Below are 12171 nucleotides of genomic sequence, written 5' to 3'. Positions count from 1 at the left end.
TTTATATGAAAAAGGTAAATAAACTGCTGGCAATCATTCCCCTGGCGCTGATGAGTATTACTATGGCCGGGACGCCGGCCCTGACCGGCACCGTGTCGGCAGCAGCGGCGACGTCTTTCAGCGATGTGCCGGCCGATCACTGGGCCTATGACGCGGTGGCCAAGCTGGCCAAGGCCGGGATTATTGACGGCTACAATGACCGCACCTTCCGGGGTGACAGGGTCATGACCAGGTACGAATTCGCCATTATTGTGGCCAAAGCCATGGAGCAATTCGAGAGTGCCGACGAAAATAATAAAAAGCTCATCGACAGTCTGTCGGCTGAGTTTAACAGTGAACTCAACCGCCTCGGGGCCCGCGTCGCCAAGGTGGAAGACAAGACCAACACCTGGGTGGGCGGGGAAACGCGGATGCGGTTTATTGCCAACGATCCGAATCCAGGCAAACGCTTAAGCGGCTCGGAGCAGTTTGATTTCCGGCAGCGGATCAAATTCTGGGGCCGGATCAATGAGGATATCTCCTGGATCGGCCGGATCACAACCTCCGGCAGCAATAAATTCGGCAGCGTCAATTATCCCGGCTCCGGCTCGGAGATCAGCCTGGATATCATGAATGTGACGGTCCAGGGGCTGCTGGGATCAGACAATATCCGCGTCGGCCGGTCGGCCCTTGATTTCTATACAACCGGCCTGTTCGGCGGCCCTTTGAATTATGACGGTGTCACCATTAATAAACGGTTCGGCGATGTCAGCTTCAAAGGCTGGACAGGCACCATCAGGCCGTCCACCGAGGCTAACAAAAATCAGCTGAGTACCGCCCAGGTCGGCTTTAAGGTGAATAACGACCTGAATGTTAAGACAGGCTACTACTGGGCCAATGCCGAGGGGACCAGCAAATCTGACGGCACAGGCTTGCTCAACACCAACCGGGGCAGCTATGACAAGTCCCAAGGCTGGTCGGCCGGCTTTGACTACAAGCTCGGCAAGTATACGCTGCTGGGCGATTATGTGGGCACCTCGCTCGACAATGCCCGGGACGGGCTGGGATCCAATCCCAAAGCCTGGGCCGTGCAGTTCAGCAACAGCCAGGGACCGGCTGTGCTGTATCCGGCGGTAAATCTGGTCAACCCGGCGAAAGTGGGCAGCGATGCCTGGCTGGTCGGATACCGCAGCATTGATCCCGGGGCTATCCCCAATGGTGCCGGCGGCTATGACCAGACGGCGGTCAGCAATCTCTCCCAGCCCTATAATGTTTCCAATCACGGGACCGATAATGTCAATGTGCTGATGCTGGCCTACCAGAATGTCATTGCGAAAAATCTCCTGTTGTCGCTGGAATACCAGGATTTCAAAATTAAGGAAAGAGGCCTGACCAGCCTGGCATCCGACCGTCTTGATAAAAACTATATGGTAAAATTTGAATTCTACTACTAAAAAACTGCGGCGGCCCAGGGGTTACCCGGGGTCGCCCTCTTGACACCTTTTTTCACCAGGCAGGCAGGGAAGATTCCGCCCATGTAGAAATATAGAGATAAATGCTGGCATAAGGTGGCTGCTACAAGGAATGGACAGAATTAATAAGAATTCATTTACACCGCCCTTTTATCAATTGGCAACAATATTGGAGCAACGGATACTGGCTGGTGAGTTTAAACCGGGGGAATCGCTGCCGTCGGAGAATGATCTGGGGCGGGAATATGAATTGAGCCGGACAACGGTGCGCAAATGTCTCAGTCTGCTGGCTGAACGGGGCCTGATCAGCGCCCAGCAGGGACGAGGCACCTTTGTATCCAGGCCGTCACTGGACCGGGCCGTGTTTGTTATGGATGAGTTTAACGCCAAGATGGCCCAGGAGGGGCAAGAAACCGGGCAGCGCCTGATTCATGTCCGTTTTCGCAAGGAATTGCCGGAGTTTGCCCGGAAAATCGGTATGCTGCCCAGCCAGGGAATTCTATACTACTGCCGGCTGCTGACAGCTGACGGCGAAGCGGTTGCGGTTGAGCATAAGTATATGTGTTATAAAAAAGGCCGGCCCATTCTGGAGAATGAATTTCAATATATGGCCTTTTCGGAAATTATCGCCATCCACACCGACTTCCTGCCGGTGCGGAGCCAGGCCATGCTGACGGCCGAGAGCGTCAGTGAATTTGACGCCAACTACCTGCAGGTTTTACCAGGCTCGCCGGTATTGCGGCTGCAGCAGGTTCTGTACACCGGCGACGAACAGCCTGTGGGTATTGGCGTTTTTTATTACCGCAGTGACCGGTACCCATTAATTTCAGATATACAACCGTTAAAGGGGGAACGTTAAGGTGTTAGCACTCCTGGCAAACGCCATTAGCGAGCTTGATGAGCCGCTGGCGCTCGAACTGGTTAAGCAAGGTCTGGAATCCGGTGTATATCCATTGGACATTGTTGAGGAATGCCGCTCCGGGCTGATTGCCGTAGGTGAGCGGTATTCCCGGGGCGAATACTTTCTGGGAGACCTCATCCTTTCTTCGGAGATATTCACGCAGATTATGGGCATGATTGCCCCTGTTGTGGAACTGGCCGACAAGGAGCCCTTCATCGGCAAAGTCGTTTTTGGCACAATTGAGGGGGATATTCATGATATCGGCAAGAACCTGGTCGGTTCCCTGCTGCGGTGCTACGGGTTCGAGGTCTATGATCTGGGGGTCGATGTGCCGCCTGATAAATTCATGCTGGCCTTAACCGAATCAGGCGCGCAGATATTGTGTTTATGCACCTTGCTGTCGCCCGGGTTTGAGGCCTTAAAACGGACAATTCAGCTGGTTCGGCTGCTGGAGCGGAATACAAAAATCAAGGTCCTGATCGGCGGTCTGGTCAATGAGAAGGTAAGAGAGTATACCGGCGCCGATGCCTGGAGCGATGATGCCCGGCGGGGTGTGGAAATATGTCTGGACTGGAGCCGGGCAATCGCCCAGAAGTGAGCAGGCGGAAGCGGCAGGGAGGTAGTATGAACCACAAAACAAGAGTGACAGCGGCAATTGGCCGCCAGCCTGTGGACCGGATACCCTGCGCGGAGCTGGTAATTGACGACGAAGTGATTCAGGCCATGTTTGGCCCGATTGAGCTTGCCTTTGGCCACCGGCTGGAATTTGTTCAGACTCTGGGCCTGGATGCCGTGTGCCTGCATCCGGCTGATGCCGCAGAGTCAGCCCGGCTGCCGGGGCCGCAGGCTGTGGTTTTTGCCGATCTTGAGAATTGGACAGCAACTGACCTGTTTACGTTTGCGGTGCTTGACGGCCCCATGGGCTGGGGGTTTAAGCTGCTTGGCTTTGAACCGCTCCTGACCAGAATGATCCGGCAGCCTGAGGAGTTCCGGGAATTGACGGTGGCTGTTGAACAGCTGAATTTGTCACTGCTGGACAGACTGGCCGCCAACGGTATAAACGGTATTATTCTTGCTGACGACATTGCTTTTAACCAGGGGGTTATTGCCCGTCCTTCCCTGTTGCGCCAGGCCTTATTTCCTTCGCTGGCCCGCCAGGCTGCCTATGCCAGACAGCTGGGGCTGCCGGTATTTTTCCATTCTGACGGCAACCTGGCCCTGGTGCTTGCCGATATCGCCGCCGCCGGCTTTGACGGCCTGCAGTGCCTGGAAACCCTGGCCGGTATGGATATCGGGGCCGTAAAAGCGCAATATGGCGATAAGCTCTGCCTGTGGGGGAATCTGGATCCGGCAGAGTTGATTGAAGCGCGCAGGCCCGAGGCGCTTGCCCAGGCAGTGCGCCGCATTGCCGCTGCGGCAGCAGGCGGCAGCGGGTTTATTTTTGGTACAAGCAGCGGCCTGTTTGCGCCGATGCGGCTGGAAAATATAAAAAGTGTTTATGCAATTATTAGAAATTTATAAATAGAGAACGGCCGGAGGTCTGCGATAGTAAAAACCGCTATCCAGACCTTTGCTGTTTCCCCAAGAAATGACTCCGGTTTTCTGAATGAATCACAGCAGCTGCAAGCAAAATAATAAAACTAAATATTTTTAATAAGAGGAATATTGTCAAAATATGTCGTATATATAATTTAAGTTGTCTACACGTCTAGCCCATTACAAGGAGGCCGCTATGCAAAACAGAACTGACTCTTTACAATACCGGTGGGTTATTTTAGTTCTTTGCGTATTATGCTTTTTATTCAGCTTTATTACCCGGTTTACCTGGCCGCCGCTAATCTCGGTTATTGTTCCCGATTTAGGAATGAATATGGGCCAGGCCGGAGCCTTTATGAGCGCCTTTTATTTGGGGTATGTTGCCACCCAGATACCGGCCGGCATCCTGGCGGATAAGTTTGGCGTGCGGATCATTCTGGCGGTGTGTCTGATTATTGAAGGCCTAGCGACCGCTTCGTTTTCCCTAATCGCCAACTATGAGGTGGGGTTTAATCTGCGAATCCTGGCCGGTTTAGGTTCGGGCGCCGTCTTTTCCTCCTGCTCCCGGGCCCTGGTGGAATGGTTTCCGCCGCAGGAGCAGGGGCTGGCTTTTGGCATATTAACGGCAGCCCCTTCCAGCGGCATATTGATAACCAATATTCTTGTGCCGTACTTAAACCTGCTGTTTGGCTGGCGGGGCGCTTTTCAGGCCGTAGGCATGCTGACCATCATTGCCGGTGTGCTGGTGTTTTTCCTGATGAAAGTTAATTACAGTGTTGACAAGAAACGGGAGGATGTTCTAGCAGGTTTAAAATACATATTTGGCAACAGAGATTTGATGTTGCTTTCTGCTGCCGGTTTCTTGTTAATGTGGCTGCAGCTGGGGACAGCCACCTGGGCCAATGTTTATATTAAGGGAATTGGCTTTTCGGTGCGTGAGGCCGGTACCGTAATGGCATATTATGGCTTAGGGGGGGCTATTGCACCGCTTGTATCCGGTATTATATCCGACCGGCTGGGGCGCAGAAAGCCATTGGTGATCATCGCATTTATCCTTGTCGTACCATTTACTATTTTGTTCGGCTATCAAACAAGACTGGAACTATTGTATTTAACAGGCTTCGCCGGCGGCTTCAGTTCTTATTTGGCTAATCCCCAGCTTACCGTGCTGATATCGCAGACCGCCGGCATAACCCGGGCCGCTACGGCCAACGGTGTGGCCAACTGTCTATTCCAGATGGCATCCCTGCTGAGTCCCTGGGTTATTGGGCAAGTACTGGATTTTACCGGCAATTTCAACTATGTCTGGTGGATTTTAGCGGCAGGTCCGCTACTGGCGCTGCTGGTTATCGTCCGTGTGTATGAAGAACGCGTACATTAGTGTAAAAGCTATAAAAATCTAATTAAAGGATTAAAGGAGAAAAAATGTAAAAAAATAGTTGTAGGCAGGAAAGGGAGGAGGCCGAAAGCGCAAGCTGAAGCGGAAGCTTTCTATTGACTGCTGTCAAGGGTGGGGCAGTTTTTTTGGCGCTTACAGGGAAACCGCGTGGCATACTCGGCATCAGCGAACTTTTTCCGCCTGCATAAATTCATCGACTACCTTTGGCAGATACTTGCCCTTAAGGTACCCCAGGCAAAAGGTTTGGTACAGGTTAAAATTCTTGATCCGGAAATAGGCGACCCTGTCTTTCTTGGGAGCATTATAAGAAATAACATCCAGCATAAAGGTAACGCCATATCCTTCAGCCACCAAGGCATGGGCCGTATCCAAATTGGAGGTTTCCAAACCGATATTCGGGGTAAAGCCGGCTGTTTTGCAGGCCGCAAGCGCGGTCTCCCTGATCATGCGGCCTGGCTGGAGAATAATAAACTCCTCCCGGGCCAGCTCTTTTAGATCAAGCTCGGGATATTCCCCGTCCTGGCCGGGGCGGCGTTGGCTCAGCGGGTGATTTATGGGCAGGGCCAGCAGGATTTCCATGTCGAAAATAGGACGGTATTCCAGCTGCGAATGGGTATTGGGCAGGGTAATGGCAAAGTCAACCATATTTTTTAGCAGCAGGCTTTCCAGTTCAGCCAGGCTTGCTGTTTTAATCGTAAGCTGAATGCCCGGGTATTTTTGGCGGAATCCTGGCAACACCATAGGCAGATAATACCGTTCGGCCAGATGGGTCACACCAACAACCAGCGCGCCGCGTTTGTACTCGGCGATATCCTGGATTTGCTGATAGAGCTCTTTGTTGAGGGTCAGTATTTTATGCGCTGTCTCTACAAATACCTTACCGGCGTACGTCGGCTTCAACGGTATGGTGGAGCGGTCAAACAAGGCGGTTCCCAGCTTGCTTTCAATCTTATTTAAGGCATGGCTGAGGGTGGACTGGGAAACAAATAACTGATTGGCCGCATTGGATATGCTTTGTTCCTCGGCTATTTTCACAACATACTGAAGCTCTTTAATGTTCATGTGGTTCACCTCAAAAAAATGATAACATATGAATAAAAATCATAATATTTATGTCATTATATCATTTGACAGCATAATAGGAAAGAGCTATACTTTACTCATACAAAATAATTAATTTGTATGAAAGCAAAGACGCTTTTAAGGGCTATGGATTATAGGCTTAAAAGCGTTTTTTTTTATTTATTGCCGGCCGTGAAAACGGGAGCAGCTCCCGGCACGGCTGGCACAAGCTGATAAGAAGGCTGGTAAGTCAAAGAAGACTTCGCGCTTACAACTGCGGTGTCTTTTTTTATTGCCTCGGTTTGCCGGCTGAACCGACGGTGATAACCGGCTGCCAGCTTTGTTAAAATCATAGCATCAGCAAAAAAAAAACAGGAGGGGTTCTACATGAGACGATGTAAATGGCTTTTGGCAGTAATCACAGTACTGGCTTTGTTTGTAACAACCGCTTGCTCTAATTCTGCCCCTGAGTCAGCAAAGAAGGAAAAAAACGAGCTGAAAGTGGCAATATCGGCAGCACCGCCGACACTGGATATGCACAAAACAACTACCCAGATTGCGCAAAAGGTGGGCTGGCATATCTATGACACCGTGGTTACACTGGATGAAAACTACAAGGTAGTGCCGATGCTGGCTGAAAAAATTGAAGTCAGCCCTGATGGCAAAACCACAACCCTGCGGCTGCGCCAGGATATCACATTCCATAATGGCAAGCTTATGACAGCTGAGGATGTGCTGGCGTCCATTGACCGCTGGCGCAAGTATTCCGCTCTGGGTAAAGCCAATCTGGGAAAGGCGGAGATTACCGCCCCTGATAAATCTACGCTTGTCATAACACTGCCGGCAGCCTCCAATGCCGTGCTGTTCTCCCTCGCTTATCCCTCGCAGGGGGCGTCGATTATGCCGAAGGAGGTTATTGAGGAGGCCGGCGACGGCAATGTGAAACAGTTTGTCGGTACAGGACCGTTCCGGTTTGTGGAATGGAAGCAGGATCAATATATTCACCTGACAAAATTTGACGGTTTCAAGCCGCGCCCGGAACCGGCCAGCGGCCTCGGCGGCAAGCGGGAAGCCCTGGTAAAGGATCTCTATTTCATCCCCGTGGGCGACAATGCGACCCGGGTGGCCGGTGTGCAGTCCGGTGAATACGATATCGCTGATGAGATCCCCTTCGATAATTATGAAATGTTAAAAAGCAGCGCCGGTTTAAAAACAGCCATTGCCCAGGATACGACCTATCTGAATCTGGTATTTAACAAAAAAAATCCGCTGTTCGCCAATAGCAAGGCCCGTCAGGCGGTGGCTGCCGCCCTGGATATGGACCCCATTATGAAAGCGGTAACAGGCAATCCGGAATTTTATACACTGGATGCCGGGCTGGTATTCCCCCAGGATGCCTGGTATGTGGATAACGGCAAGGAAAAGTACAACCAGAAAAATCCGGAACTGGCTAAGCAACTGTTGGCCGAGTCCGGTTATAAGGGCGAGCCGGTGGTGTTTCTGGTAACCCGTGATTTTGATTATATGTACAAGAGCTCGCTGGTTGTTAAGGAACAACTGGAAAAAATCGGGGTCAATGTCAAGCTGGAGGTATATGACTGGGCGACCTTAAACAGCAAACGCTCGAACCAGAGCGGCTGGGATATGTTTGTGACCACCTCTTCCGGTTTCCGGGAGCCGACCGCCATCTTGTTCCTTGATTCCCGTCTGAAGTGGGCAGGCTGGTATAACAACCCGCAAATGGACAACCTGCTGGATCAGGTCCGGGGCAGCGCCAGCTTTGAGGAGGCCAGGAAAATATTCGGTCAGGCCCAGGCGCTTTACTGGCAAGACGTCCCGACCGTCAAGCTCGGCAATATGAACGGGCTGGTAGTCTACCGGAATTATGTACAAGGGTACAAATACTTTATGGAGTCGCCGTTCTGGAATGTTTCCGTTCAATAATCAGCAAGGGGGAAGAAACTTATGCTGCGCTATATCTGCAAACGGATACTGTCGTTGATCCCCGTGCTGGCCGTTGTTGCCCTGGTTGATTTTACTATTATTCATCTGACGCCGGGCGATCCCGCGGCTATTATGCTGGGATCAGACGCCTCAGAAACGGATTTGGCCAGGCTGCGTGAGCAGCTTGGTCTTACTCTGCCGCTCTACATTCAGTTTACTCACTGGCTTTCCGGGGTGCTGCAGGGTGACCTGGGACATTCGATATTTATGAATATGCCGGTTACACAGGCCATCTGGGAGCACCTGGGGCCAACGGTTTCCCTGTCGCTGCTGGCCGAGCTGATCGCCGTACTATTTGCCCTGCCGCTGGGCGTTATGGCAGCAACCAGGCGGGGCAGCTGGGTTGACCAGTTGTTAATGATCACCGGGTTATTGGGAATCTCCATTCCCAGCTTCTGGCTGGGGCTCAATTTTATTCTGCTGTTTGCCGTGAAGCTCAACTGGCTGCCGGCGGCCGGCTATCAGCCGCTGGCCAGCGGCTTGCTGAACCATCTTAAATATTTGCTGCTGCCGGCTTTGTCGCTGGGGATTATGCAGGCGGCGCTGATTGCCCGTATGACCAGAGCCTCCATGCTGGAGGTGCTCGGCGAAAATTATATACGCACAGCCCAGGCCAAGGGCCTGAACCGGCCGGTTATTATCTATAAGCATGCCCTGAGAAATGCCTTTATCCCTGTGATAACAGTGATCGGGCTGACCTTTGCCACCCTGATCGGCGGGGCGGTCGTAACCGAAATGGTGTTCAACATTCCCGGGATCGGCAAGCTGGTTGTTAACTCGGTTTTGCGGCGGGATTATGTGGTGATCCAGGGCACGATTCTGATGATTGCCGCAGCCTATGTTTTTATCAATTTATTCATAGATATTCTGTACGCCTGCATTGATCCGCGGGTTCGCCTGGACGACCAGTCACGATGAAGGGGGAGTTGGCAGTGGAAGCTATTTCAAGAAAACGACTTATTCTGCGGCGCTTTCTGGCAAACCGGCTGGCCGTAACAGGGAGTATGCTAGTGCTCTTAGTTATCATGATGGCTGTATTGGCACCGTTCATTACGGTGTATGACCCGCTGGCCATGAAGGTTGCGGACCGGCTGCAGCCTCCCGGTTCGGCCCATTGGTTCGGCACCGATGAGTTTGGCCGTGATGTGTTCAGCCGGGTTATTTACGGCAGTCAGATCTCCCTGCAGGTGGGGGTGGCTGTGGTTATTATCACCTCCCTGGGAGGGATGGTGTTAGGGCTGTATTCCGCTTATTACCGCCGGCTGGACCTGGTCATTATGAGTATCAATGACGGGATGATGGCCTTTCCCACCATCTTGCTGGCCATTGCGATTATTGCCGCTCTGGGGCCGACCATTCAAAATGTTATTATTTCCATCAGCGTGGTGTACATCTCCCGGGTGGCGCGGGCAGTGAGGGCTGCGGCCCTGGTGGTGCGGGAACAAACCTATATTGAGGCCATTCACGCCCTGGGGGCAACACCGGCCAGGATTATCTGGCGCCATATTGCCCCTAATTGTCTGTCGCCGTTAATTATTCAGGCCACCTTTATCTTCGCCTACGCGATTATCATTGAGGCTTCCCTTAGCTTTCTGGGGGCGGGGACACCGCCGCCGCAGCCAAGCTGGGGCAATATTTTAAATGATGGCCGGACCCTGATCCGGCAGGCCTGGTGGATTATGATCTTTCCCGGCTGCGCCGTTGTTATGACCGTGCTGGGGCTGAATCTTATCGGCGACGGGTTGCGGGACCTATTGGATCCCCGCACCAACAAAGCCAAAAGCTGATCTTAACTACAGAAAATGAGGGATGAGACACATGGACAATCTTTATCCTTTACTGCAAGTAAATAATTTAAAAACCTATTTTGCGACCGAGCAGGGAACGGTAACGGCCGTTGACGGCATTGACTTTACGGTACAGGCCGGCGAAACAGTGGGGCTGGTCGGTGAGTCCGGCTGCGGCAAGAGTGTAACCTCCCTTTCGGTTTTGCGGTTGTTTGAAGAATACAGCGGCACTAACATTGCGGGGGAAATCCTGTTTGAAGGCAAGAACCTGCTGGCTTTGCCGGTGGACGCAATGCAAGCCATCCGCGGCAACCGCATAGCCATGATCTTTCAGGACCCCATGACCTCCTTAAACCCGGTCTTCACGGTTGGCGATCAGATTGCCGAGTCGATCATTCTCCATCAGCGGCTTGGCCGGAAAGAGGCCCTGGCCAGGACGGTGGATATGCTGAAGCTGGTGGGAATCCCCGCGCCGGAGCGGCGGCTTCATGAATATCCCCATCAGCTGTCGGGGGGCATGCGGCAGCGGGTCATGATTGCCATGGGACTGGCCTGCGAGCCCAGCCTGCTGATTGCCGATGAGCCGACAACGGCGCTGGATGTGACCATTCAGGCGCAGATACTGGAGCTTATGCTGGCGTTGCAGCAAAAAATCAATATGGGCATAATTCTGATTACCCATGACCTGGGGGTGGTAGCCGAGGTCTGCTCACGGGTCATGGTGATGTATCTGGGACAAATTGTCGAGGAATGCTCTGTGGAAACCCTGTTTACCCGGCCGGCCCATCCGTACACCACCGGCTTGATCCGCTCCATTCCCACCCTGGAAGGCAACCGGCGGGAACCGCTGCACATGATTGCCGGCAAGGTTCCGTCCCTGCAGCAGATTCCGCCGGGCTGCCGGTTTGCTCCCCGCTGTCCCCGGGCGGATGCCCTCTGCCGGTCGGCGCCGCCGGGCCTGGAGACCATTGATACCGCCCATAAAGTACGCTGCTGGCATTATAAAAATCCGGATGAGAGGGTGATGTGTCATGCCGGGCAGTAAGGTGGTTCGGGAAGCTGAGCCGTTAATCCAGGTAAAGCATTTAGTAAAGCATTTTCCGGGGAAAAAGGAACTGTTTAAGCCGCCGGCGGTGGTAAAGGCGGTTAACGACCTATCCTTTGCGATTGACAAAGGAACGACGTACGGCCTGGTCGGGGAGTCCGGCTGCGGGAAAAGCACGACCGGCCGTCTGCTGCTGCGGCTGATTGAACCCACGGCCGGGGCGGTCTTATATCAGGGCCAGGATATCGTAACGTTAAACGGGGTGGCGCTGCGGCAGATTCGTAAAGACATGCAGATTGTTTTTCAGGACCCATTTTCCGCCCTGAATCCCCGCCTCCGGGTCGGTGAGGCTATCCGGGAGGTACTCGATATTCATAACCTCGGGGCGCCTAATACCCGCCGGGAGCAGGTCTATGAGCTTTTTCACCGGGTAGGCTTAAACCGGGAGCAGTATGACCGTTACCCCCATGAATTTTCCGGCGGCCAGCGGCAGCGGATTGTGCTGGCGAGGGCGCTGGCGGTGGGGCCGGGTTTTATTGTGTGCGATGAAGCCGTGTCGGCCCTTGATGTTTCAACCCAGTCGCAGGTTATCAACCTGCTGGCGGAATTACAGCAGGATTTGTCGCTGACCTATCTGTTTATCGCGCATAATTTGAGTGTGGTACGGCATATTGCCGCTAAAATCGGGGTTATGTATCTGGGCAGCCTGGTGGAAGAGGCCGATACGGACGACTTGTTTGCCGAACCCCTGCATCCGTATACCCAGGCGTTGCTTTCCGCCATCCCGCGGACCGATTTGAACCGGAAAAGAGAGCGTATTATTTTGTCAGGCGACGTACCGTCACCGCTTAATTTGCCGTCAGGCTGCGCTTTCCACACCCGCTGCCCGGCTGTCCGGGAGCAGTGCCGGCAAGAAGCTCCCCCGACCAAAATGATGCCGGCCGGGCGGCGGGTTGCCTGTCATCTTTACTAACCGGCCGGAACAA

Annotated in this window: 12 protein-coding genes; 10 read left to right on the top strand and 2 right to left on the bottom strand. The window is 53.1% G+C overall.

Annotated elements, in window-relative coordinates; all coding sequences use genetic code 11:
* The first annotated feature begins 5 nt into the window (after positions 1-5).
* The 5 genes from ACZ481_RS22245 (at position 6) to ACZ481_RS22225 (ending at position 5269) form a co-directional block, all read left to right on the top strand.
* On the top strand, positions 6-1433 hold the full coding sequence (locus ACZ481_RS22245) for an S-layer homology domain-containing protein (protein ID WP_464767520.1): 1428 nt from the start codon (positions 6-8) through the stop codon (positions 1431-1433).
* Positions 1434-1563: 130 nt separating this feature from the next.
* On the top strand, positions 1564-2310 hold the full coding sequence (locus ACZ481_RS22240; RefSeq protein ID WP_464767519.1) for a GntR family transcriptional regulator: 747 nt from the start codon (positions 1564-1566) through the stop codon (positions 2308-2310).
* Between the two features lies 1 nt (position 2311).
* Positions 2312-2950, top strand: a complete 639-nt coding sequence (locus ACZ481_RS22235) for a cobalamin B12-binding domain-containing protein (protein ID WP_464767518.1) — start codon at positions 2312-2314, stop codon at positions 2948-2950.
* 26 nt (positions 2951-2976) lie between these two features.
* A complete protein-coding gene (locus tag ACZ481_RS22230; protein WP_464767517.1) occupies positions 2977-3873 on the top strand; it encodes a uroporphyrinogen decarboxylase family protein in 897 nt (298 codons plus the stop codon).
* Positions 3874-4084: 211 nt separating this feature from the next.
* The gene (locus tag ACZ481_RS22225) at positions 4085-5269 is read left to right on the top strand and encodes an MFS transporter (protein ID WP_464767516.1); all 1185 of its coding nucleotides are present in this window, start codon (positions 4085-4087) and stop codon (positions 5267-5269) included.
* Positions 5270-5449: 180 nt separating this feature from the next.
* Here ACZ481_RS22225 and ACZ481_RS22220 read toward each other — a convergent pair whose 3' ends face one another.
* A complete protein-coding gene (locus ACZ481_RS22220; protein WP_464767515.1) occupies positions 5450-6349 on the bottom strand; it encodes a LysR family transcriptional regulator in 900 nt (299 codons plus the stop codon).
* Between the two features lie 176 nt (positions 6350-6525).
* On the bottom strand, positions 6526-6702 hold the full coding sequence (locus ACZ481_RS22215; RefSeq protein ID WP_464767514.1) for a hypothetical protein: 177 nt from the start codon (positions 6700-6702) through the stop codon (positions 6526-6528).
* Positions 6703-6736: 34 nt separating this feature from the next.
* On the opposite strand from ACZ481_RS22215, the gene ACZ481_RS22210 reads away from it, so the two are divergent.
* From ACZ481_RS22210 to ACZ481_RS22190, 5 genes are read left to right on the top strand one after another with little or no spacing between them, the layout of a single operon-like run.
* Entirely contained in the window at positions 6737-8293 is a 1557-nt protein-coding gene (locus tag ACZ481_RS22210; protein ID WP_464767513.1) for an ABC transporter substrate-binding protein, read from the top strand.
* A gap of 21 nt (positions 8294-8314) precedes the next feature.
* Entirely contained in the window at positions 8315-9271 is a 957-nt protein-coding gene (locus ACZ481_RS22205) for an ABC transporter permease (protein ID WP_464767512.1), read from the top strand.
* 14 nt (positions 9272-9285) lie between these two features.
* Positions 9286-10140: an ABC transporter permease gene (locus ACZ481_RS22200; RefSeq protein ID WP_464767511.1), complete on the top strand. Its 855-nt coding sequence runs from the start codon at positions 9286-9288 to the stop codon at positions 10138-10140.
* Between the two features lie 31 nt (positions 10141-10171).
* Positions 10172-11185, top strand: a complete 1014-nt coding sequence (locus tag ACZ481_RS22195; protein WP_464767510.1) for an ABC transporter ATP-binding protein — start codon at positions 10172-10174, stop codon at positions 11183-11185.
* Positions 11172-12158: an ABC transporter ATP-binding protein gene (locus ACZ481_RS22190; RefSeq protein WP_464767509.1), complete on the top strand. Its 987-nt coding sequence runs from the start codon at positions 11172-11174 to the stop codon at positions 12156-12158. The genes ACZ481_RS22195 and ACZ481_RS22190 overlap by 14 nt, the downstream gene beginning before the upstream one ends.
* The last annotated feature ends 13 nt before the right edge of the window (positions 12159-12171 follow it).

The organism is Sporomusa intestinalis (assembly GCF_055383785.1).
The sequence above is the reverse complement of the archived record's forward strand: the minus strand, read 5'-3'. Positions and strand labels throughout refer to the sequence as shown.